At 38.9% G+C, this 25,161-nt stretch carries 11 protein-coding genes and 4 pseudogenes; 2 read left to right on the top strand and 13 right to left on the bottom strand.

Translation table 11 applies throughout. From position 1 onward, the window contains the following. Positions 1–105: 105 nt before the first annotated feature. Positions 106–1,121, top strand: a pseudogene (locus tag P4S71_RS16895) (LacI family DNA-binding transcriptional regulator). Between the two features lie 14 nt (positions 1,122–1,135). On the opposite strand, the gene P4S71_RS16890 reads toward P4S71_RS16895, so the two are convergent. The 13 genes and pseudogenes from P4S71_RS16890 to P4S71_RS16825 all read right to left on the bottom strand — a co-directional run bounded on the left by P4S71_RS16890 (position 1,136) and on the right by P4S71_RS16825 (position 22,788). Next, the gene (locus tag P4S71_RS16890; RefSeq protein ID WP_337151081.1) at positions 1,136–1,369 is read right to left on the bottom strand and encodes a DUF6429 family protein; all 234 of its coding nucleotides are present in this window, start codon (positions 1,367–1,369) and stop codon (positions 1,136–1,138) included. A 235-nt stretch (positions 1,370–1,604) separates the two neighbouring features. Beyond that, positions 1,605–2,432: a LytR/AlgR family response regulator transcription factor gene (locus P4S71_RS16885; RefSeq protein ID WP_096792971.1), complete on the bottom strand. Its 828-nt coding sequence runs from the start codon at positions 2,430–2,432 to the stop codon at positions 1,605–1,607. After that, complete coding sequence (locus P4S71_RS16880) at positions 2,407–3,489, bottom strand: sensor histidine kinase (RefSeq protein ID WP_007375367.1); 1,083 nt, start codon at positions 3,487–3,489, stop codon at positions 2,407–2,409. The genes P4S71_RS16885 and P4S71_RS16880 overlap by 26 nt, the downstream gene beginning before the upstream one ends. A 45-nt stretch (positions 3,490–3,534) precedes the next feature. Then, positions 3,535–6,086: pseudogene (locus P4S71_RS23180) on the bottom strand (glycoside hydrolase family 3 N-terminal domain-containing protein). A gap of 382 nt (positions 6,087–6,468) precedes the next feature. Further along, positions 6,469–7,203 carry a family 16 glycosylhydrolase gene (locus P4S71_RS16865; protein ID WP_337151080.1) on the bottom strand — a complete coding sequence of 245 codons (735 nt, stop codon included), beginning with the start codon at positions 7,201–7,203 and terminating at the stop codon, positions 6,469–6,471. 142 nt (positions 7,204–7,345) lie between these two features. Beyond that, positions 7,346–8,728, bottom strand: coding sequence for a TonB-dependent receptor (locus P4S71_RS16860; RefSeq protein WP_337151079.1), 1,383 nt, complete (start codon positions 8,726–8,728; stop codon positions 7,346–7,348). An 83-nt stretch (positions 8,729–8,811) separates the two neighbouring features. Then, positions 8,812–10,029, bottom strand: coding sequence for a TonB-dependent receptor plug domain-containing protein (locus P4S71_RS16855; protein WP_337151078.1), 1,218 nt, complete (start codon positions 10,027–10,029; stop codon positions 8,812–8,814). A gap of 662 nt (positions 10,030–10,691) precedes the next feature. After that, on the bottom strand, positions 10,692–13,100 hold the full coding sequence (locus P4S71_RS16850; protein WP_337151077.1) for a glycoside hydrolase family 15 protein: 2,409 nt from the start codon (positions 13,098–13,100) through the stop codon (positions 10,692–10,694). 10 nt (positions 13,101–13,110) lie between these two features. Continuing rightward, a pseudogene (locus P4S71_RS16845) lies at positions 13,111–14,604 on the bottom strand (MFS transporter). Further along, positions 14,597–16,456, bottom strand: a complete 1,860-nt coding sequence (locus P4S71_RS16840; RefSeq protein WP_337151076.1) for an alpha-amylase family protein — start codon at positions 16,454–16,456, stop codon at positions 14,597–14,599. The pseudogene P4S71_RS16845 and the gene P4S71_RS16840 overlap by 8 nt, the downstream one beginning before the upstream one ends. Positions 16,457–16,543: 87 nt before the next feature. Further along, positions 16,544–18,400 carry a glycoside hydrolase family 13 protein gene (locus tag P4S71_RS16835; protein WP_337151075.1) on the bottom strand — a complete coding sequence of 619 codons (1,857 nt, stop codon included), beginning with the start codon at positions 18,398–18,400 and terminating at the stop codon, positions 16,544–16,546. Then, positions 18,400–19,892, bottom strand: a pseudogene (locus P4S71_RS16830) (tryptophan halogenase family protein). The gene P4S71_RS16835 and the pseudogene P4S71_RS16830 overlap by 1 nt, the downstream one beginning before the upstream one ends. Before the next feature lie 109 nt (positions 19,893–20,001). Further along, positions 20,002–22,788 carry a TonB-dependent receptor gene (locus P4S71_RS16825; protein WP_337151074.1) on the bottom strand — a complete coding sequence of 929 codons (2,787 nt, stop codon included), beginning with the start codon at positions 22,786–22,788 and terminating at the stop codon, positions 20,002–20,004. Positions 22,789–23,448: 660 nt separating this feature from the next. Here P4S71_RS16825 and P4S71_RS16820 point away from each other — a divergent pair. Next, positions 23,449–25,071, top strand: coding sequence for an alpha-glucosidase family protein (locus P4S71_RS16820; RefSeq protein WP_337151073.1), 1,623 nt, complete (start codon positions 23,449–23,451; stop codon positions 25,069–25,071). The last annotated feature ends 90 nt before the right edge of the window (positions 25,072–25,161 follow it).

Below are 25,161 nucleotides of genomic sequence, written 5' to 3'. Positions count from 1 at the left end.
ATGGTCAAATCAATAAATAAATGCCTTTAACCATAAAAAGCTTGAAAAAATCCATTAATAAACGAGAATGGCACAATTATTTATTACTTTAATTAAGTTGTAACAATGAAAGGTAAAGCTACTTCATTCGACATTGCCCACTATGCTGGAGTGTCTCAATCAACCGTTTCTCGTGCTTTACGTAATAGCCCTCTGGTTAATGAAGAAACACGCAAACGTGTTCACGATGTAGCCAAACAACTTAACTACAAAGTAGATAAAAATGCCAGTAATCTTCGCACGCAACAAAGTAGTACACTCGCGTTGTTATTATTTGAAGACCCAACCTCAGATGACTCACAAATTAATCCATTTTTTTGGCTATGCTAGGTAGCATAACTCGCGCGTGCGCTAAAGAAGGCTATGACTTATTAGTTTCATTTCAATCTGCTAGTGCTGATTGGCAAGCTGACTACGAAGATAGCCACAGAGCTGATGGCATCATTTTATTAGGTTATGGTGATTACATCGACTTTCAACCAAAGTTTAAAAGCCTACTTGAACAAAATACTAAATTTGTATGTTGGGGAGCAACGGTTGATAACCGCCCTGATCTAACCGTATGCTGTGATAACTATGGTGGAGGTAAGCAAGCTGCAGCCCATTTTATTGCACATAATCGTAGCGATTGTGCGTTTATAGGTGATGCTTCAGATCATAGTCCAGAATTTTTTGCACGCTTTCAAGGCTTCAAAGATGAGCTACTTGCTAATAAAGTAACAATAAACGAAAGAAAGATGGCCAACGCTATATCTACAGAAGAATCTGGATATCACGCCACCCGCTCCCTTATTGCTAATAATATAAAGTTTAACGCCTTATTCGCTGCAAGCGATTTAATCGCCATTGGCGCAATACGAGCGCTTAAAGAAGCAAATATCAAGGTACCTAAAGACGTAGCTGTTGTCGGCTTTGATAACATTGCTATTGCGAGCTATGTAAACCCACCACTTACGACCATAGAGCAAAATACGACGGTTGCAGGACAAATGCTAGTTGAAAATTTATTAAAACTCATACGCGGGGAAGAAGTGCAAAGCACTTTATTACCGCCGCTATTAATTGCCAGAGGCTCAAGTTAATTTAATTGTAAACTTTAGGGCTCATTTTTTACAAATAACTTATTAAATAACATTTCACATTGTTTAAGCCCATCATCCGTTAATACGATAGATTTAGCTTTACCAATAGGGTTACAGATTAAACCTTTTTCAAACAACCGGTTGGTTACTTCCCAATCAACTTGCTTCCAAGCTCGATTGTGCTCATGTAATGTGAGATACATCAACGCTAATGCAGCTTCATCTATTTTATTTTCATCAATACTCATTACTAACTCCCAATCATTAGAACTCTTGAATTCAAGTTTTAAATTATTTACGTATCCAATAAAACCTTTATAGCGAGGCTTTACTCATTAAACCCTTTCATTTTTATAACCAGGACGTGCAGTTCTGCTTTTTCATCACTTCGTCTATCTGCTACTGGTTTAGTTTCATTCTTGAACCAGAGAATGAAGAAGATAAAATAATTGAGCAATATAATTGCCACTGAAACCATTATTTCTAATTCAAACTCTGTGATAATAAGTAACCAGAGTTTTTAAGTAATCGACTTTTTAGTTCTTTGCTGTAAGTACGGCTTACTTTCATAGATTTATCATTTTTTAAAATAGCGTTGTACTCACTATTTCGCAGAGGTTCTAAACGCTTTACATGCTTCAGATTTACGATAGCTGATTTATGTATGCGTACAAAATCAGCTGGGAGTGTATCTTTTTCGAGACTTTTCATTCGAGCGCGCATCACAAATGTTTCTTGTTGAGTATGTACACACATATAATCACCTGCTGCATCTATACATAAAATATCGTTGTAAGGTACAAGTTGTATAGGGTTTCGACCATCTTGTATAATTAAGTTATTAGCCTCAACTAACGTTTCAATTTTTGTTGAGTTGGTGAGTCTTGGTTGCTGCGCGTTTAAATAACTTTCGCGCATTTCAAGTAATTGCTGCTTGTTAACCACGCTACTTAAACGTTCACTTGCGCGCTCAATAGCTTCACCTAAGCGCTGCAATTTAACCGGCTTGAGCAAATAATCTACCGCCTTAACTTCAAAAGCTTGCACTGCATGCTGATGAAAAGCTGTAACAAAAATAACAGCAGGGCAATAATTCCCAATAAAGTATTTAACTAACTCAAAGCCTGATTTTTCAGGCATTTCTATATCTAAAAAAATAAGGTTTGGTTGGGTTTTATTTATAATACTTACGGCGTCATCTACACTATTAGCATGGCCAATAACATCTATTTGAGGAAAGCTTTCAAGCCTTATCATCAACCCTTCTATAGCACTGTACTCATCATCAACTATCAGTGTTTTTAGCTGCATGCATATTCTCCTGTGTACGCTCAAGTGGAATTGCCATATTAACCCACGCTCCGCCCAGTTCGTTGTTACCTGTTTTAAATTTATTATTTTGAGGATAAATTAAGCTTAATCGTTGTTCACAATTTTTTAAGCCTATTCCTCTTTGAGAATTAGTATTTGTGTTAAAACCTTTGCCTGTATCTAAAACAGAAATAGACAACGTATTATTCTTTTGCTCTATTCTTAGCGTTATTGTTATGTTTTGAGCTTGATCCATTCCATGCTTTAAAGCGTTTTCAACTAAAGGCTGAATAAGCATAGAAGGAATTAAAAAGTCATCGCAGTGAGACTCGGTAATAATGTTTACATTCAGCTTATTACCAAAACGGCATTGCTCTATATCAAGATAGGTATTTAATATTTGTACTTCTTCGTGCACTGTTATTTTAGCAAGCGGATCGGTGTACAAGCTATACCGTAATAAATCGCATAGTTTTTCAAGCATATCAACTGCATGCATATTATCTTTTTTTAGTATTAACGTACAAATTGCATTAATGCTATTAAACATAAAATGAGGATTTAACTGATAACGCAGCATTTTAAGCTGTGCTTCGTTTGCTAAGTTAAGAGCAACAGCAGCTTTTTGTTTTTGCGCTTGGTTATCAAGGTAAGATGTAATACCAAAATAAGCCCCCGTCCATGTTGCTAACATAGTAAGTGACGCCGTACTCCAAGTGCCAAAGTCAAACCAACTCATCGCTGACCACCAATGGCCATAAAACCACTGCAAAGCAGCCCATTTAAAAGCGGTCCACACTATACTTGCAATCAACAGCGCTGAAACATGCAGTGGAATACTTATGTTTGCCGATTTTGTTCTTGCGAACAAATAACACTTCCTTAAACCAAGCGTTATGAAAAGCCCGCATAAGGTGTCGAGTAACAGATGCGGAATATGAATTTGCCAAGGCTCGTTACTAGGTAGCTTTATCATTATTTCAGTTAAAAGCGCATAAATCCCCCAACCACTCAACTGAAAAGCCCAAAATAAATAACGCCGAGATTCTAATTTCACATCTATCCTAATAAAATGAAAACAGGTATTAAACCCGATTAAAGTTTATAAATCATTACAGCCTATAATAAGGCTATTACTCTGTGTCGCTTTCACTAACGCAACATTCGCAATTGCTAAGTTGAGTGGATGCTGAGCATTAATACTAAGTATTTCAGTGACTTCGTTCATCTTTGTTTGCGCTGCACTACATCCCAACTTTATAGCGACAGTTTGCCAGCCTTTATTTTTTAATTGGGTAAGTTGAGTCATTAGACTTATTTTAGTCAAACATACTTGTTCCCCACACATTGCGCGAAGCTCAACAACATCCGATTGCACATCATCAACGCGTATATCAAATTGTATGAACTGTTTATCAACGTCTTTAAACTCTGTCGTTGCTTGTTCGAAACGTAAACTCACTGTGGCAATCTCTTGTGTATTATTCCAAACAAACTGCCTGCCATCTTCTTGATACGCTAAGTTAACCGATTGCATAGAAATACTTTTGCCGTCGGCGCTCATGGCTGATGAGCTTTTAGTCATCATGTTGATTTGAGTTTGGTCTGATAACGCCCAGCGAACGTTAGGTGCTAGGTTTCTAACAAAAAATGAGGTGCCTTGGCTGCCACTTTCATTAGCTTTTGGACTGGTTTTTTCGGATAGTTTTTTTACACTTTTAGGTTCTTTATAACTAAGTCCATAACCATAAGCAAATAAAGGATCGTAGTTTTTATCGCCTTTATTGAGAATAAATTGGTCGTCAAATTTTGGCCACGAAAAACTTAATTTACCTGTAAAGTCGTATTGAACAGCATCGTTTTTATCTAAAAGTAAAACGTCAGCAACACCTTGCCCTTGTGAGCCTGGTAACCATGCGGCTACAAACGCATCAGACGCATTTATCTCTTTATTTACCCAAAGCGGACGACCGCTTATAAATACACTCACTACCGGAATCTTTTGTGCTTGCAGCGATTTTAATAAAACGAGATCTTTTTTATTATCTCGCTGATATTCAAGCCCTTGTATGTCGCCAAACCACTCGGCGTAAGGCTCTTCGCCAAACACGACTATTGCTATATCGGGTTTTTGCTTAAATTGTGCATTTTGCGATAATTCAATTTCACCACCAGCGGCAAGTACTTGTTCTTTTAAACCATCAAAAATAGACACTGCATTTGGAAAATCTGCATTGGTATTATCAGTTCCTTGCCATGATACACTCCAACCACCCGCTTGTTTGGCAATATTATGTGCGCCATTACCTGTCACTAATATTTTGCTACGCGGAGATATTGGTAACACATTTTGATTATTTTTTAGTGTATTATTTTTCAATAATACTAAAGACTTTCTAACCGCCTCACGTGCCAAAGCTTTATGCTCTGGGGCATTTAACCAGTCTGTATTTTTAGATTCTGCACGACTCGATGGCTTATCCTTGGTAAATAATCCCCAACGTACTTTTGCGCGAAGAAAACGCCTAACTGCGTCATTTATTCGCTCAAGCTTTATATCGCCTTGCTTAACTTGCTTAACTGTATTGTGATAAAATGCCTCATAGTGTTCTGGCACCATCATTACATCGACACCGGCATTAAATGCACCGGCACATTGTTCAAGATCGCATCCTTTTACAAATTTATGCGCATTCCAATCACTTACAACAAATCCATCAAACCCCATTTTTTTCTTCAGTACAGTCGTTAATAAATATTTACTGCCGTGAACTCGTCTTGAATTCCAACTATTAAACGAGGCCATGATTGATTGCACACCTGATTCAATCGCCGAAAAATAACCCGCCGCGTGAATATCTCTCAGTGTTTTTTCATCAATCACAGTATTACCTCTATCTATACCGTTTTCGGTGCCGCCATCACCCACAAAGTGTTTTGCCGTAGCAATACGATGATAACCATTTAAAAAACCGTCGTTTATATCACCTTGTAAACCTGACACCATAGCACTTGCGTAACGTTTAACTATATCAGGGTCTTCTGAATAACTTTCATAAGTACGTCCCCACCTATCATCTCTTACTACAGCAACTGTGGGTGCAAAACTCCATTCAATACCGGTTACTGAAACTTCTTTTGCTGTTGCTTTGCCAATTTTTTTATTAATTCTGCATCGTTAGCTGCACCTAAACCAATATTGTGAGGAAATAACGTTGCACCATATACATTACTATGGCCATGCATAGCATCTGTGCCCCAAATAGTGGGTATTGTGCTTTGGTCTTGCGAGCTATCAATTGAGGCTAAATACATTTCATCAGCAAAGCGTAACCACGTTTTTGAATCTGCGGTTTTATTGCCGTATGGTGCTGAATTACCGCCATTTAAATATGAGCCAAAGCCATACTTTCGCATTTTTTCAACGCTGAGATAGCTTATTTCTGGCTGAATTAATTGCGCTACTTTTTGCTCAATACTCATTGTCGCCATAAGCTCATCAATTTGGTGCTCAACCGATAGATTAGGCTTTAATTGCGTATTAACCATTGGCCAATCTACTGATTCTGTAGCCATTACGCTAACGCTTAAAGTACATACGCTTAATAAAGCAGGAAAAGTATTTCGCCAAAAACGACGATTAATGGTAAGCATTTAGGGATCCTTAGAGTTTTTATAACTTGATTTTTAATGCTGTTAGCCATTCACGCTAACATTATTACGAAAAACGCTTCCTTGCGATTTTATGTAATTAACCTGAACCCTGGTTAAGAGATTTACTAACATATTGAATTAGGGTGATATTTAAATTTATTTTCTCTAACCAGCGATTTTCAGTTAAAACAAGGCGAATCTACACGTCAATAGCTGGCCTATTGCAAGTAAATTTAACGCAGTTAGCGCTGAAAATAGCTGCTCGAGATAGGTTTATTATCCAGAGTTCAGGTTAATTAGCCGTAATAAAATAACGAACCACACAACGTTTAATGTAGTGATCAATTAAACAAAGTACTGTAGAACGACAAAGTGAGCTTAATTAGTTAGCCGTGTACTGAATGAAGTCATAGTATGCCCAAGCAGAGCTTTGATAATACTGACCTGGAAAATAATAAGCTTGCTCTGAGTTATCACCATGCCAGTGATTAATCATCAACTTGGTGTTATCAACCGGCCATGCATAAGCAGGAATTTCGTTATTTGTTAAATTGCCATCACCATTGTCTTTATACGTAACGCGAATTGTTTGCTCTGTACCTTGGCTATTATAAATAAACCAGCGTATTTGATTTACACTCCACTCAAATCCTATTTCTACTAACTCATTTTGAATGTTTACTCCAAACTGTGCTAAATCAATATCTTCTTCCCAACTTTGATATACCCCGCCATTTGGCTGATAAATAATATTGGTATGAACGACATTGCCAAGTGAAGGTAAAAATTCAATATCAATTTCTTGCCAAGCCCGTCCTGGCTCATCAAACCATGAGGTATAGGTAAAAATAGATGATACAGTCCCTGGGGTATTCCCTGTTTTTAATGCTCCTTGTACTTTGCCATAGGTTATCGTATTTGTACTTTGTAGCTCAGCACATTTGTTGTTATCAACTACCAGTGTTATGCCATGTGAGCTTGGTGAGATTAGACCTGGTTCAAATGTACAGCCAAATGGGCTGCCATTATCGCCTGTTCTGGGTGTCCATATTGATGAATCAAAACCCCATGTAAAATTATCTTTAAAACTATTAGCTAGTACATCAGGTACTAACAACGCACTTAGTAAAATGAATACGACTATTTTTTATACATATTTAATGATCTCTATTAAGATTTAAATGCACGTCAAATACTGTAATTACACAACCGCTTAAAGCACAGGACGTACGTATTAATACTATATTTGACACTATAGGTTAAAAGTTAAACCCTACTTTTGCACCATAGTACCTAGGCATACCAAAACTGCCTTTAGCAAAGCCTTTAGAGGTACTGTTCCAATGCTGAACAGTTTCGTCACTGGCGTTACTAATGAACGCTTCTGCAAACCATTTTTGGCTTTGCGGTTCATATTTTAAAGAGGCATTAAACATTGCAAAGCTATCACGGGAGTCATCTATATAACGCGTGGCTTCATCAGAGATGGCAAACTCCATATCATCGAGGTGTTTATCAACGTTCCAAACTGTTGAATATGATTTATCTTTCCAACTTACATTAAACCAGCTGTGTATGAACCCGTATTCACCAAAATCAAAACTATGCGTGTAACTTAAATTAGCGGTAAATTTAGGCGTCATCGCCAAGTCATTGCCTTTTAAATTAGTTTGTAACAAAGGATTTTCAGGATTGAGTGAGTCCTCATAAGAAATATCAAATAAATACTCAGCATCGTAATCCCACTTTGTAAACCAGTCGTCTGTTACTTGAGCCTCTGTCCAGGTTACATATCCCGTAATTCGACCATTTGGATATGGCTTCCAATCAAATTCGAGCTCAATTCCTTTAATAGTAGAACCAGGTACATTTTGTGTGTAATACGCTATAACAGGCTGATTTATGTAATCTAATACAGGGTTTCCTGAGCCATCCAAAATAGGCCTACCATCATTATCCTCGACAGCAGAAAGACGCTCAACGTTACCAATAGAACCAACAGATGCATACTGCATGTCTGTGTAATCTGTGTAGAAAAATGCAGCTTGTAGATTTAACGAGTTATCAAAAAAGCTCGATTTAGCGCCTATTTCCCATGTTAATACTTCTTCTGGATCAAATTGCGTTTCGAATCGATTTACTTCAGAGGTTCTATCGTTTACTACTTCAAACACATCGCCAATACCACCGGCTTTAAAGCCGCTTGCTAAATAAGTATAAAGCATTGTATCGGGGCTCAAGTCGTAATCTAAACCCACTCTAAAGTCATGGTGCGTCCAACTGCCTTTGTTGTCATTTTCAAAAAATGATGCGTAAATAGTAGGATCTTCAAAGTAATCTGCTGGCAAGTTATTTAAATCAGTACGATTAAACCAACCCGGCGCGCAGCCATCTGCATTTGAGCAACGATAAGAGCGCCCGCCTTTATCTTCTTTTGTTTCATCACTAAAGCGATATCCCAGTGTGGCGTGCAGTTTGGGGGTTATTTTATACGTAGCTTGAGCAAAAAATGCGAATGCATCGGTTGATCTATCAGGTTGATCCCAAAATACTTTATCGTCCATTGGATTATCGTAATACCCGAGCGTTGTGGTTTTTTCGTGAAAATAGTTAACGCCCACAATCCAAGTAAGGTCAGTCATATCCGATGATTGTAGTTGCAGCTCTGTAGAATAAGATTTAGCGCCAGTACCGTCTAAAAAATAAGTTGCACCATCCCAAACATCTAAACCGCTTCGCTATCTTGCTTTGAGGAGCGCTCCATGTCTTCAAAGCCCACTAACCACACTAAATCAAGATCGTCTGTTAATGCATAATTAAGAGTGTTACGTAAATACGTTATATCTAATTTAAGTTCACCGGGTACATTCACAACCGCTTGATATGCATTATCTGAAGGTAAAAAGTTTGAACAATCGCCACCGTACTCTGTTGGGCGACCTCGTAATTTATCGCAGTTTACCAAATCAACATTATTACCACTGTCGTTAACATATTTTTGAAATACGGTATGGTTGGTGAAATTACCATCTAAAGGCGACCATAACGTACTTACTCTAAATGAATACTCATTAGCACTATTATAAAAATCTGATTTGTCAGCTTCTGTTAACGCGCGAACTTGCTGCGACTCTGGGTTGGTACCAGCTGCATCTATCCACCAATTCTCTCGTTGAGTAAGTGTACTGCCAATGTTTTGATATGAATCTTGTGAAATAACGTCTGTATTTAGTACTGCATCACTTAATCTGCGAGTATCGTATTGGTTAGGATCGTAATAACCTTCCAAATAAGAATCACGTTTTAACCCTTTAGCTGCAATACGGACCGCAAAATCGTCGCTAACTGAAAAGTTATAAAAACCTTCCGCACTGCGTGTATTATATTTGCCCGCTTCTAACGTTACACTACCATAATCATCAGTAAAATCAGGTTTTGCAGAAATAACATTAATGCTACCAACGGTCGAATTTCTGCCAAACAGCGTACCTTGTGGTCCACGTAGTGCTTCAATACGCTCAACATCGTACATTAATGCTAAAGCACCTTGCATTCTTGGTGAATAAATTCCATCTAAATGCACGCCAACAGCAGGGTCGCCAAGTTCAGTAATATTGGTAGAGCGCACGCCTCGCATAGATATAACTGGTGCTGATTGATCTGTTGCCGTTGATATACCAAGCCCAGGTACAAGATTTGCTATATCCCTTATATTATTAACACCACTTTGTTTTAATTGTGCCGATGTTAACGCTGTAATTGCGACGGGTGTTTCCATTAACCTTGTTTTACGCTTAGTCGCCGTTACCGATATAACTTCTAATGCAGTGTCATTTTTTTTAACCTCGTTACTATTGCTTTGATCTGCTAAAGACTCTTGAGCAATACTAGGCAACGAACAAGCAAGTGCGATTGCCAAAGTTATTGTGTTTATTTTTTGCACGGGTATCACCTTTCAATTTGTGTGGGTTGTCAGAGGCATGTAAAACAGCTTTATTTACTACCTGTTAACAGGTTACAAATTAGTTACACCCATTGACTACCCTAATACGGTAAAGCGAAGCACTGGCAATACAACCCGAGTAAATTACACGTAAATAAAAATTAAGTTGTCATATTTATCATTATTAAATAACCTGAACTTTGGATAATAACTGCTTGAGATAAATAAGTTTAACTATCATTGTGGTTCAATATGTTCATAAATCTCTTAACCAGAATTCAGGTTAAATAGATATAAATTAACTAGAGCCTATTTACCTTTCGAGGTTAAATTTACAGCAGTATGTCTGGTTTTAGGCGAATTGGCGCTTATGGGTCGAGGTTATTCACCATAGGCGATGTAAGTCATTATATTAGCGCAGGAGCCGTTACCAGCTCCATTCGGTTACACACCTTACGCCTCGGTTAAGCCGCATTTAGATAAAACACAAGATCAACCAGCCACAATAAAAGTGTTCCGATTGAGGTGAACATACGCTTTATGGATAATCAGATGTGATGAACTAAAAGCAAGGAGGGCAGCTTAACAGGCTCTTAGGTCACAGATACTAAAAAGCCATGGTTTTAAACCATGGCTTTTAAATTTAAAAATATGAAAAATTACTATTTTAGTGCTTTTTTAACAACTGGGTAGTGATCCCATACTTGTTTATCACTGAGTGAGCGTACCAGCTTAATGTATTCTGCGTGTGTCCAAGCTAGAGGTGTTGCTGAATTAGTCCCTTCGCCCAGTGTATAACCTGCTTTGTTTACACCAACGCCGTCCCATACTTGCTCTGGTAACATCATGCCTTCATTGGCAAATTGCTCTAGCCCTTTAACGTAACTGTTTTTAATTTCAGCTTGTTTTACGTCATTGAATGTATTGCTGGCATTGGCTGCTGCTATTTCATAGTGACCACGTTCACCGGTGAAAAACGGCCATACACGTCCACGTTGGCCTGGTGTGTTACTTCCATTTTCAGCGTAATTTGTACCGGTTAATTCATCTTCGCCGTAGCCATCGTTGCCATAACGACGGTAGCCTGCAAATGTGCCGCTGCCGTCGTCAAAGCTAAAGCTGTATTTAACTTGTAGGTTATCTTCAAGCGTTTCGTCATCGTACTCAGGCAATGTTTTAACAATGCTTTCGTCGTTAGCACCACGTACGCCATAGCGTACTAGTTCTAAGAAGCCGCCATCTAAAATTTGCTTTTTGTTAAAACCTTCACGGCCATTATTAGCGTTAATTTTAGTGTCTGAGTTTGCATCGGTATCTTGGCCTATACGAATAAAGTATTCACCATCACTATTTTCGCCTTTTAAGTTACCTTTAGTGGTAAACATTTGCGGTTCAATATCGTTGTTATACTTTTTAGCCGTAGCAAGGTAGCGCTGTGCGTTTTTATCATCGCCACTAAGCGCTGCTATATCACTGGCTGTAACAAGGCCTGCTACTATTGCGGCTGTAGTTGAAGGCGAATAACCGCTTTGCTCTTCCCAGCGCTCTTGTTGTGTTGCCGGTGGTGTAATTTGCGTGTCGTTCCACAAAATTTTAGCAAGGCCGCCCTCGACTAAAAAATCCGCCGCTGGTTTTAACATACGTGCGTACCAGTCTTTAAGCTCGGCATCACCAAGTACATTTGCTTGGTGTAATTTCCACGCAAGCATAATTGGCATCGCAGTTTGATCAAGCTGTACACCCACCCATTCTAGTTCGCCATCGACATGTGTTTTTTGTAAAAACCAGCCTGTATCGCCATTGTTACCTGGCGTTTTGCTATTAACTTGAACTTTTTCAAGGTATTCGAATGCTATTTTTGCTGTAGCTGTATCACCCAGTGCCATAAATGCCATAGCTACTTGGTAGAAATCTCGTACCCACACGGCTTTATAACCAGTTGAGCCTGTTTTAGCCGATACGGTTTCGCCCCACGGATTAGACAACGACGCAATAAGCGCACCTGCGTGCGTTTTGTCTTCTTGTGCTTTTAATACCATTGCGCTGGTATAAAGTAACTTACCGTTATCGGCCGTTTGCCCCGTCATTTTATTAATAGGTGTAAGGCTTTGTAGGTAATCTTGCCAACCAAATGCCGCACCTTTACCATTGTAGTTATCAAGTACACTTTGATAACCTTTTGCTAATGTTTGGGCGCCCTGCTCTGCACTTTGTTGCTCGTTATGTGCAAAGCTCAGTACTAAATCAAACGTGGTATTACTTTCAATATTGCCAAGCTCAGCAAGTAAACTGACATTACCTGACTGCTCACCAGTATTGCTATAGCTGGTATTTAATGATTGTGACTTTTTAAGCTCATCCAAACCATCGCTTACACCCGTAAAGCCAACCGTTTTTGCGCCAAATTCAGTATTTGCTTGCAATGTTAAGTAGTTGTCACCTTGCCAAGCAACTAAACCTTGCTCGGTAGTTTTTGCAAAATCATCAAGGCCGTTATTATCAATATATGGATTTACCACAACATAGGCTTTAACGTCTTTAAGGTCGGTATTAAACACGCTACGAACAAATAAACTTTGCCCATCAGGATCGGTAAAAACGTGTTTTTCAAGAGTGAATCTGCCTTGTTTATCTTTACTTACTATTTTATAAGCAAGTGATAACGGACGGCCTTGCTCGTCTTTGTATAGATAATCAATAGTGACATCAAGATCGTCTGCTTCGCTAACAGTAAAGTCTTTTCCTGTTACCACAAATTGCATATCTTTTATTTGTGCTTGATGAATAAGGCCAAACATAGTTTCGGTGATCATGCCTTTAGCAATTGAAAACCAGACTTTTGATACTACACCTGTTGGTGCATCACTTGTGTAATGACCATTTTGGTATTGCTCGTACGATGTGCCAATCCCTGTTTTACCTGCGTATGACCAAAACGGGTCGCTGCCCGGAGCACCAGGCGCAGTTGTTTTAGATGTTTGTACTGTTTGTGACTGATTCGTATTTTGAGCACCGCATGCAGTTAATCCAAGTGCTAATAATGAAATAGTAATTAGGTTATAGTTTTTCATTTTTTTACTCTTAATTAGAATTTTTAACGCGCATAACAGCAATGGCTGCTAATACAAATGACGCAGCACCAATTAACAAAGCGTAAATGGGCTGATTAGAAAACACATGACTCAAAATAAGCCCTAAAATACTGGCTGCAAGTAGCTGTGGAATAACAATAAAGAAGTTAAATATTCCCATATAAACACCCATTTTATTACTCGGTAATGAGTTACTTAGCATTGCATAAGGCAGTGACAATATTGAAGCCCACGCAAAACCAACACCAATCATAGGAATAAGCAGCATTTTGGGGTCTGTTATAAACATAAAGCTGGCAAGGCCTAGTGCGCCTAGTAATAAGTTAAAACAATGCGCGCCTTTTAAGCCCATTTTTTTAACTAAGAATGGAATGCACATTGCGGCAATAGCAGCGAATCCATTGTAAGCCGCAAATAAAATACCGACCCAATCAGCGCCATCGTTAAACGCTTTTGATGTTGTATCGCTACTCCCATAATGAAAGCTTGTTACTGCCGACGTGGTATAAATCCACATCGCAAATAAGGTAAACCAACTAAAAATTGCACCCAAGCTAATTGCTTCATCGCAGTTGGCATTGTAAATACATCTTGCACTACTTGATAAAAGCCCCCTTGAGTGTGATTTTTAGCTTTTAATAAACCAGCTATCCACTGCACAATGCCAAAGGCAAGTAAGCCACCCGCTAATAAATAAAGTTCTTTTTCAAGCGCTAAGCCCATCACTAGGGCAAGTGTTGCAAGGCCTAATACAACAAATATAATGCCGCCTTTATTGTAGTTAATATCAGCAATTTCAGCCGTTACAACTGGCCCTTTTTGTGCCTCAAATTTAGCTAATTGCTCAGGTGTGTATTCTTTTGTTTTTGCAACAGTCCACAACACAGCAGCTAGTAAAACAACGCCCCCAGTAAAATGAGTACTTAACTGAGTCTGGTATTTCACCAATAGCTGCCGTGTTACTCACATCAAACCAATTTGTCATCATCCATGGCAGTGCTGATGCCAAAACTGCACCTATTCCAATAAAAAAACTTTGTAACCCGTAACCGGTAGCGCGTTGTTTTTCTGGCAAGTTATCACCAACAAGTGCTCTAAATGGTTCCATGGTTACGTTAATTGACGCATCCATAATCCACAACATACCAGCAGCAATCCACAATGTTGGCGAATGCGGCATAATAAACAATGCAATGGTTGTTAATATTGCACCCAAAAAGAAAAATGGACGACGACGACCAAAACGACACCACGTTTTATCACTCCAATAACCAATAATAGGTTGCACAATTAAACCGGTTAGCGGTGCTGCTACCCATAAAATGGGAATATCATCAACTTGTGCGCCTAATGTTTGGAATATTCGGCTCACGTTACCGTTTTGCAGGGCAAAACCAAACTGTATGCCTAAAAAGCCAAAACACATGTTCCATATTTGCCAAAAGCTTAGAGTTGGCTTGTCGCTATTATTTTGATTATTCATTATTAGCCTTATTTGTTAATACTGCGCTGCTAAATGCATCAAGTGTAAGTGTGAAGGTTGCGCCTTGAGACCCTGATGTAATCTCGGTGCTATGCTGCTCAAGTAAGTCATGCAATTGAGTGTATTCGCTGGGTCCCGCTAATTGCACTTTTGATAAATTAACCGTCATTGTTTGAGATTGTTCGCTAAAGTTACTTAATACGTAAAGCATTTGTTGGCCAAGTTTGCGGGTAAAGCCTACAACTCGCTCACTTCCTGTAACACTAAGCTCACTCATTTCACCGCCCACCACTGCAGGTAAACTATTAAGTGACAGAATGGCTTTATAGTAATCACGAAGTGCTGACTGCTCTTTTGTTAAATTAGCGCCGTCAAACTTACCGCTATTCATCCATGCTTGATGCGCTGGTACGCGAATGTAATCAAAAATACTGGTGCGGGTTGGTAAGCCAAAGCCTGCATATTCAGATCCATCCTCCCCTACATCTTGGCCAAAATATAATAAGGTTGGTGCACGGCTAATCAGGTTTGAAACCACCATGGCTGGTTTACCCCACTCGGCTTTGCCTGCAAAGTCTGGGCTTGCGATACGCTGTTCATCGTGATTTTCTAAAAAGTGCAGCATGTGCTGTTCAATATCCGCAACCTGTTGCTGCGCATCAAAAATAGCGTTTGCAGGTTGCTTGCTTTGCATAATTGCTTTTAAGGTATCGTAAAAACCGACCTTATCGTATAAATAGTCCATTTTACCTTGATGGATATAAGCACGGTACATTTTTGGGTTGTAAACTTCGGCAAGTAAAAATGCATCAGGTTTTTGCATTTTTATTGATGAGTTTAAAAAGCTCCAAAATTCAACCGGCACCATTTCGGCCATGTCGTACCTAAAGCCATCAACACCTTTATCTAACCAAAAAAGCGCAATGTCTCTAAATTTGTACCAGCTGTTAGGGAGCTCTTTATCTTGCCAAAACGCGTAGTGAGCACGGTAATCTTTATTTTTGTATTCATTTGGTAACTCTACAAAGTCGTAGCTGCCATCAGGCTTTACACCGTAATTCACTTTTACTGTTTCGTACCAATCGTTCATATCTGGTTTTGGAGATCGAGCACCATTACCTGTCCATTTGGCGGGTGTTTCATCAAAAAAACCATCAACAAGAGGATGAGCATTCCCGCCTAGCACTTTATAGGTTGTAGAGGTAGGCACTTGAAATGACTGCCCAGGCACATAGTAAAAATTGTTGTTTTTATCGTACGTTTTACTGGTGTCGTCTTGCGCGCCAAAATCTTCAACCCCTTTAGGCTTTCCTAATGATTGATAATTTCGCGCAACATGGTTAGGCACTATATCAATAATGACTTTCATGCCATGGCTGTGCGTACGCTCAATGAGCTGGCTAAACTCTCCCATACGATTCGTCACGTTAATCGCTAAATCAGGATTTACATCATAATAATCTTTTATTGCATATGGCGAACCTGCTCGTCCTTTTACAACATCAGGGTCGTCTTGAGAAATCCCATAATCGCTATAATCGGCTACTAAGGCGTGGTGTAATACGCCAGTATACCAAACGTGCGTTGTTCCCAGCTCCTTTATACCTTTGAGGGCGGCATCGTTAAAATCGGCAAACTTACCTACGCCATTTTGCTCTTTAGTGCCCCATGAAACATTGGCTGTTTCGGTATTACCAAACAAGCGAGTAAATACTTGATATACAACCGGCTTGGTAAGCTCACTTTTTGTGTATGCATGCGCTTGCGGTTGCTCAGGTTTGTTATTCTCTGAACACCCTGTAGAAATAAGTGCGCTACACAGTACTGCGGATACATAAACTGATTTTTTCATTGTGTGTCTTTTTTGTCAGTATTGTTATTACTTTATACTAAAGATTACTGCAGCAACCATACAGTTGCTGCATACGTATTCAGGCAACTATTGTGGGGTATTTATAACGAATACCGTTGCACTCATAGCCGGTAGAGTAACTGCACTACCCAGCATCTTTGTTTTGTGGGTGAATAAGTTTAGTGCTTTGGCATTTTTTGGTATTACTTCCTGCATATACTCAATATTCTTAGTGAGCTCTTTTGTGTTTTTATTCATAAATACCAACACAGTTTGCTCGCCGCTAATACGCGCGTAACTATACACACCTTGTTGAGGCGTAAAGTGTACAAGCTTTCCTTTATCAAGCGCAGTGCTGCCTTTTCTAAAGTTAAGCAAGGTGCTAATTGTTTTATGCATCTCTTTTTGCTGTTTTGTTAGCCCCTCGCCCGTAAAGGCGTTACGAGTTTGGCCTTTAAATCCACCTGGGAAGTCTATTCTAATATCACCATGGTCTTTACTTGGAGTGTTATCTAATAGCACTTCCGTACCGTAGTACATTTGGGCTATACCTCGTGTGGTTAAAAACAAGGTCATTGCCATTTTAGTTTTGGCTTCGTCTTGGCCAAGTTCAGTGTAAACGCGGCTCATATCGTGATTATCTGCAAATACCATAATGTTATTGGTATCAGGGTATAAAAAATCATTAGCTAACGATTCATATACTTTAACCCAACCGGTGTTCCAACTTTCATCTTCATTTAGCGCTTGAATTACCGCCTCTTGCAACGAAAAGTCCATAACGCTTGGTAGGCTTGATGTATAGCCATCTTGGTTATGCTTACCACGTTGCCAGTAAGAGGCAATAGCAGGGTTAGAGGTCCACTCTTCTCCTACAATATTAAAATCCGGATACTCTTGCATAATTGCTTTTGTCCAATCGCTCAAAAATGCTTTATCTGAGTAAGAGTAAGTATCAACGCGAATACCACTTAAATCTGCGTATTCAATCCACCAAATCGCATTTTGAGTTAAATATTCGCTCAAGAGTGGTTGGCGCTGGTTTAAATCCGGCATGCTGGCTACAAACCAGCCATCGTTAAACTGGCGTTTATCGTAATCGCTTGCGTGTGGGTCTTGAATTGTTTGGCGGGCATGGCTTGTCGCATTTTTACCATTTTCAAATTCGCCATTAAAGTTGATCCAATCTTTGCTCGGTTTATCCTTCATCCATGTATGCTCAGCACCAAAGTGATTAAGCACCATATCCATTACCAAGCCTATACCCTGCTCTTTGGCCTTTACTGAGAGCGATTTATAAAGTGAATTAGAACCCATGCGTGGGTCTACGTTATAAAAATCAGTAATAGCATAACCGTGATAAGAGTAATCGGGCATGTTGTTTTCAAGCACCGGCGTTAACCATAACTGCGTTACACCTAAATCTTTTAAATATGGCAATGCATTAATAACACCTTGTATATCACCACCGTGTCGCCCGCCCTTTGTAGTAGGATCAGCGGCTTCTAGCATGCTAGGGACAGTATCGTTTTGCTCATCACCATTAGCAAAACGATCGGGGTTAATTAGATAAAGAGTATCGGCTGATGTAAACCCTTGGCGCTTTGCACTGTTTTTATCACGTGCAAGTAGCGGAAATTCAAAACTTTGGTTCGTTTCGCTGCTATTAAATTCAAGCGTTCCCGCTTTAGCGGCATCGGAAATGGTTATATTTAAAAATACATAATTAGGGTTATCTGTACGCGTTATTTTATTTAACTTAACGCCATTGTATTTAGCTAATTTAATTTGCTCGTTAGAAATGTTTTTTTCATGCACCATGATGGTTATAGTGCTTTTATTCATACCTACCCACCAATTGGCCGGTTCAACGTCAAGTGCATAGCTAATGGTTGGTAAGGTACATGCACTTACAAGTAAAAGTGTGTTTAAAAATCGCATCATTAGGCCTTTTTGATTTCTTTTAAAAAATCTTTATGAGTGGGTAACTGCTCTACCGTTGAAGTAATAAGCGTTTTTAATGTAGAAAATAAATCGTTAAGTTGTTCACTACTGAGTGAATCTACAATACTGTTGTAATCATCGGGGATAAGGCCCTGGCCTATAAACACTTGCTGCCAAGCAACTTCAGCAAATAACTCGTCGTTTTCACGGACTACCTTGCCTGTGTGTTTAAATAAACTGAGTTTATGAGCCAATGAGTCGGGAATTTCCATTTGCTTACACTGACGCCAAAATGCAGAGTCGCCCCGCTCTGTAAGTTTGTAATGCAAAATAATAAAATCGCGCATGTGCTCTATTTCTGTCACGCTTTGTTTATTAAACTCGCTTGCTAACGCATCGCTGATACCATGGTGTGGAAATAATTTAATCAGCCGTGTAACTGCGCTTTGAATTAGGTGAATGCTTGTAGATTCCAATGGCTCTAAAAAGCCACTTGATAAACCAACCGCGACTACATTTTTATGCCATTGTTTTACACGTCTACCTGTTTTGAATTTAATAAATCTAGGTTCTGTTATTGGATCTGCCGGTAAGTTATTAAGCAACAACGCCTTTGCGTCTTCATCCGATAAATAACGACTACAATAAACCAAGCCATTGCCTATTCGGCTTTGTAGCGGAATTTGCCACTGCCAACCGGCACTGTGCGCAATTGCTTGCGTATAAGGTTTTAATTCATCGTTTGATTTTGTTTGTACTGCAATGGCACTATCGCATGGTAAATAATGAGACCAATCTACAAATCCGGTATTGAGTGTTTTCTCAATAAGCAACGCACGCAACCCTGTGCAATCTATAAATAAATCACCGTTGATTTGCTTATTATCATCGAGTATGAGTGTTTCTACATTACCCGTTGCTAAACATTGTGTAACTTCACTAATTTTGGCATCAATGTGTTTTACACCGCGCGATATTGCCAGCTTTTTTAAATATTCAGCGTAGAGTGTTGCATCAAAGTGATACGCATAACTTAGGCCAGGCAATTGCGTATTAGGGATGGTATTTAATGGTGCAAATTTATGCTGTTTAGCAGCTTGATGATTTAACGAGAAATCCCATAGGCTATCTTCAGAGCCTGTAATATTTCCCTTTACCCAAAAATTGTAAAAATCGCAAAAGGAAAGTCTTTTCCAAATGAGCCAAAAGCATGCATGTAGCTGTGAGAGGGGTTTTTCCAGTTTTCGAATTCAATACCGAGTTTAATTGTTGCGTTGGTTTCGTTTATAAACTCTTTTTCGTTAATGCCTAATGCGTTATTAAGTTGGATAATAGGTGGTATGGTTGCTTCTCCAACTCCCACGGTGCCAATAGATGATGACTCTATCAATGTGATATTAATTACTTTACCTAACACTTTATTAAGCAGTGCTGCAGTTATCCAACCTGCGGTACCACCGCCTGCGATCACGACGTGTTTTATTGATTTCATCTTATTATCCACGTTTTATTAAATCAAAGTATGATTAAAAAGTTAGGTAAAGTAGCTATAAAAAAGCCCTTGTAAAATAAATCACAAGGGCTTCTACACACAATTTTTATTATAGCTTGTAGCTAAAGCCTAACAAGTAAGTGCGACCGTAATCTTGGTAGTCACGTACTTGTAAATTGTTATCACCCGAAAGCGAAGTAAATGGCTCTGCGGTTAAGTTTTGAATTTGGAATGTAACAGATAACCCTTCCAGACCTTGTAAGCCAGATTCAGCAAAATCATATCCAGTTTGAATATCCCAAATTGTTTCGCCTTTAATATCTACTTGCGTAGCCGCAAGTCCTAAGCCGTTAACATTACCTTTAAAGTCAGAGCGTTTACGCATACTTGTACGCGCTTGAAAGCCATTTCTTTCGTAATAAAAAGTTAAGCTATCGATCTTCTCTGATAAACCTGGCAGTTCATATTCATTCCCATTTTGATCTTCAATATCTTGCTCTACACCAGTATGGCTGGCAATTAAGCCAAAGCCTTCCAGTGATGAACTAAATATACTCAATGGTAAAGAAAGAGATAGCTCGTAACCCCAAAGGTCACCTCCGCCACCATTTACTTTGCCTGAGCCAGAACCTTGGCTATTTGCTGGTATTTCACCTGTTGATGGATTAGCGACACCAGTCATATCTATTGCGTAGTTACCGTCAAAAATCCAAGTAGAAATATCTTTATAGAAATACGCTGCTGCAAAATAACCTTCTTCATGAAAATAGTTTTCATAGCTTAAATCAAAACCAGTGGCTTCTTTAGGCTCAAGCTGCGGATTACCACCAGATACACTCCAGTTATTACCGTTAGAGTCTTGAGTTGGGCTATATGTTGCATTTACAGAAGCGTTCATTTCATCTAAACGAGCACGTGAAATAGTTTTAGCTGCACCAAAACGAACCGTTTGTTCTTCATCTATTGCAAATGATAAGTTTAAGCTAGGTAATACATGCGAGTAATCATGGCTAATGTCTGTTGGAGATACAACAACTAAACCGTTTTCGGTCGTCGCAGCAGAACCTTGTGAGGATTGTTCCGTTTTAACATAACGCACACCAACGTTACCTGAAACAGGAATTGAACCTAGTTCAGTATTAATATCTGCTTGCAAAAATAAAGCTGTAACTTGTTCTTGTACTGTCCAAGACTGCGTTTTATGTTTTTGATCTGTTAAGCTCTCTTGTAGGAGATTGTAGTAACCGTCATTAACCAGACCATTAGTGTCATAAGCAATCATATTACCCATACCAATAAAGTCTAAACTTGCAGTGCCCAAACGGTATTTTTCAGGTACTGAGACCATTCCTGGGTTATCAAGTGAAAAATCTTTCAAAGTCATAAAATAACCTTCTGACTTTTTAGTTTTTTCACGGTCACGGTACGAAATACCAAATTTAATAGCGCTTATGTAGTCATTTTCAAGCACTTTGCTAGCAGCTAACTTTAATGTTTGAAGCTCATCATTAATTTCTGGTGCGTTGATGAAGCCATCTTGTGCTGTATTTTGGTAAGGCGTATCATTTAGGCCGTATTTATCATTTAACGCAGAGCTTGCGCCCCAAGATAACGGTCCACCTAGTTGAATTAAGTTATAGTCACTGTAATCAAGTTCATGGGTAAATTGCGCGCCCGTGTTGCCACCATTAAAGGTATAACCTAAGTTATCAGCAACACCATTACTGTCTCCGCGACCAGTTCCTGAGTAGCTTTCTATACTCCAAAGCTGACGTTCTACTTCAGATATACTTGCATCAAACTCTACAGACCATGCATCATTAATATCGTATTTTGTATTAAAACCGAATTGCTTTAGTTCAGCATTACGTTCTTCATAATCATTTCGAACAACAACACGCTGACCTTGTTGCAGCTTAGCGCTAGTAATAAAACCAGAGTCTTCGTCTACAATAACACTGTTTGGATCTATACTACCTTGACCCCATGCAAATGGAATTTCAATACCGCGTAAAATTCTTTCGTCAGAAAAATCAACATATAATGCATCGAATGTCATATTCAAGCGATCATTCGGAGATGCTTCTATAACCAGCATTGCTGAGTCACGATCTAATGTAGATGAACGGACATAAGGTTTTGCACCACCTAAAATTGAATAATCTTTACCATTATTTGTGAATTCTGGATAACCCCACGAATTCCAACGCTTTTCTTGGTTTGGAGAACTCATTTTGTTATACGCGAATGCCACACCAATAGTGTCATCTGCAAATTGGTCAATATACGAAAAAGTGCCACGGAAACCTTGGTTATCGCCATCTGGGTTTAACTTGTCAAAGCTTGTTTTTTCAAGCTGACCATTAAACATAACAACACGTTCACCTTTACTTAAAGGCTTAACCGTTTGCATGTCAATGACACCAGCAATACCTTCGGCTTCAATACTGGCATTAGGTGTTTTATAAACAGTAACACCGCTCATTATTTCAGATGGGTAAAGATCAAACTCTACTCCTCGGTTGTCACCAATAGACACTTGCTCACGGCCATTAAAAGTGGTCGCACTTTCATCTTCACTGAAACCACGAACACTCACACGACTTGCTCGGCCATCTAAACGTTGTGCAGTTAAACCTGGTAAACGTGCAATAGACTCAGCAATAGACGAATCAGGTAGCTTACCTATATCTTCTGCAGAAATAGATTCTACAACCTGTGTAGAAAAGCGTTTAGTGTTTATAGATTCAATTAAGCTGCCACGAAAGCCTTTAACCTCGATAACCTCTACGTCATCTTTTTTTATTGTATTTTCTTGAGCAGCTAGTGTTGCAAAGCTTGATAAGCCTGCAGCTGTTAATGCCAAAGTTAATATACTTGGTTTGAACATAGACATAATGTTTCCCGTTACCCATATTGTGATACCCGCATTCATTGTTTGAGTGATAGTCAAACAGGCGAGCTAATTTTGTTGTCAGGATGAATATTAACGCCAGCTTTATTTTATTAACAACTTTATGCATACGTATTCAACCGTTACAGAAGGATTTAACATTAACATAAACTTGAAAAAATAAAGACTAACCAATTGATTTGATTATATATAAAAACAAATAAAATCAATTGGAAAACATTGCTCGTTAAATTTACTCTATTAACAGTTAATAGCTCACTGACCTTGATGTAAACAAAGTGAAACTAATTAGTGCCGCTATGAAAAATAAGAACTATCAAACATCAACCAAGTGTTGAATTGGTCAGACCATTAAAGGTGAAACATAAAATATATTTCCCTTATAGGACAAGCTATTAGGTTTAGTTCGAGTAAGAAAATAGCTAAATTATATAATTGGTAAACAAAAAAACACACAAATCGAACATTTTTAATGATGCCTAAGTACTTATTTTTAATAATTTAATTGTATTAATTTTAGTGCATACGTATGCAGGCTTTTTACAGTGTTCAAGGCTTCACGTATGCTTTTTCAAATAACGTGATTAATCTTAATCACAAATAAGAATAGTCTAAGTACTGTGTGGAATGACGGAGAAAAGCATGACCCAAAAGCAGTGGTATAAAGGTGCGGTTATTTATCAGGTTTATCCGCGTAGCTTTCAAGATAGCAACAACGATGGTATTGGTGATTTAAAAGGAATTATTAATCGTATTGATTACATTAAAAGCTTAGGCGTTGATGCTATTTGGATTTCACCTTTTTTCAAATCGCCAATGAAAGACTTTGGCTACGATATTAGTGACTACCGCGACATTGACCCGCTTTTTGGTGATTTAAATGATTTTGATGAGCTAATAAGCCAAGCCCATGATCGTGATATTAAAATAATTATTGATCAGGTATTAAGTCACACCTCTGATCAACATCAGTGGTTTTTAGATAGCCGCGATAATTTAATAAACGATAAAGCCGACTGGTATGTTTGGGCCGATGCAAAAGAAGATGGTACAGCGCCAAATAACTGGCTTTCTATTTTTGGTGGTGGGGCTTGGCAGTGGGAACCTCGTCGCGGGCAATACTACTTGCATAATTTTTTAACCGAACAACCGGATCTTAACTTTCATAATCCAGATGTAAGAAAAGCAGTGCTTGATAATGTAGAGTTTTGGCTTAAAAAAGGCGTTGATGGTTTTAGACTCGATGCTATTAATTTTTGTTATCACGATGCACGACTACGCGATAATCCAGCTAAACCAAAAGATAAGCGTCAAGGCCGTGGTTTTAGTGAAGATAATCCGTATGCGTTTCAGTACCATTATTACAACAATACTCAGCCAGAAAACATTGAGTTTATGCAAGATATTCGTGCATTACTTAATAAATACCCAGGTACTGTATCGCTTGGCGAAATCTCATCAGAAGATTCATTAGCTACAATGGCGCAGTACACCCAAGGTGGCGACAAACTGCACATGGGTTATAGCTTTGAGCTATTAACAAATGATTACTCAAGTGAATATATTAGAACTACGGTTCAAACCCTAGAACAACATATGCTTGAGGGCTGGCCATGCTGGGCATTTAGCAATCATGACGTAGAGCGCGTAGCAAGCCGCTGGAGCGAAAACGGCAAAATCAATTCTCAGCAATGTAAAATGTTAACCGCCCTACTTGCTTCTCTTCGCGGCAGCGTGTGTATGTACCAAGGTGAAGAATTAGGGTTAGGTGAAGCAAGTGTTGCCTTTGAAGACTTACAAGACCCGTATGGCATAACGTTTTGGCCTAACTTTAAAGGGCGTGATGGCTGTAGAACGCCAATGCCTTGGGAGCAAACTGGATCGCAGCACGCTGGGTTTAGTGAAGCCAAGCCTTGGCTCCCAGTAGATGATGCACACAAAAAACAATCAGTTGCGATGCAAACAAATGATAACAACTCAATTTTAAATGCCTACCGTGAATTTATGACCTGGCGAAAAAAGCAAACGGTTTTGCTTGAGGGTGATATTGAGTTTATTGAAACGCCTGAGCCTGTGCTTGCTTTTTATAGAACCCTTGGAACGCAAAGAATGCTTTGCATGTTTAATCTAAGCTTTCAACAAGCAAGTATTGATATGCCAACATCAATCGTTAAAGAATACACTGAGCTTAGCCATCACAGCGCAAAATTAAGCCAAGATACACTAACGCTTGAGCCTTACGCTTGCTTTTATGCAGAGTGTTAATGACATCAATAATTACACTTAATGTTACAGCTAAGCTCTAAACATAAAAAGCCCAAGTAAATTACTTGGGCTTTTTTGTACATTTAATTT

The organism is Pseudoalteromonas sp. B62, assembly GCF_037162565.1.
Taxonomy (GTDB): Bacteria; Pseudomonadota; Gammaproteobacteria; order Enterobacterales; family Alteromonadaceae; genus Pseudoalteromonas; species Pseudoalteromonas fuliginea.
The sequence above is the reverse complement of the archived record's forward strand: the minus strand, read 5'-3'. Positions and strand labels throughout refer to the sequence as shown.

Bases quoted from the DNA above. Each gene is read 5' to 3' on its own strand.
- P4S71_RS16890 (WP_337151081.1), bottom strand. From the start codon at position 1,369: ATGAGTATTGATGAAAATAAAATAGATGAAGCTGCATTAGCGTTGATG.
- P4S71_RS16885 (WP_096792971.1), bottom strand. From the start codon at position 2,432: ATGCAGCTAAAAACACTGATAGTTGATGATGAGTACAGTGCTATAGAA.
- P4S71_RS16860 (WP_337151079.1), bottom strand. From the start codon at position 8,728: ATGACTGACCTTACTTGGATTGTGGGCGTTAACTATTTTCACGAAAAA.
- P4S71_RS16850 (WP_337151077.1), bottom strand. From the start codon at position 13,100: ATGAAAAACTATAACCTAATTACTATTTCATTATTAGCACTTGGATTA.
- P4S71_RS16840 (WP_337151076.1), bottom strand. From the start codon at position 16,456: ATGAAAAAATCAGTTTATGTATCCGCAGTACTGTGTAGCGCACTTATT.
- P4S71_RS16835 (WP_337151075.1), bottom strand. From the start codon at position 18,400: ATGATGCGATTTTTAAACACACTTTTACTTGTAAGTGCATGTACCTTA.
- P4S71_RS16825 (WP_337151074.1), bottom strand. From the start codon at position 22,788: ATGTCTATGTTCAAACCAAGTATATTAACTTTGGCATTAACAGCTGCA.
- P4S71_RS16820 (WP_337151073.1), top strand. From the start codon at position 23,449: ATGACCCAAAAGCAGTGGTATAAAGGTGCGGTTATTTATCAGGTTTAT.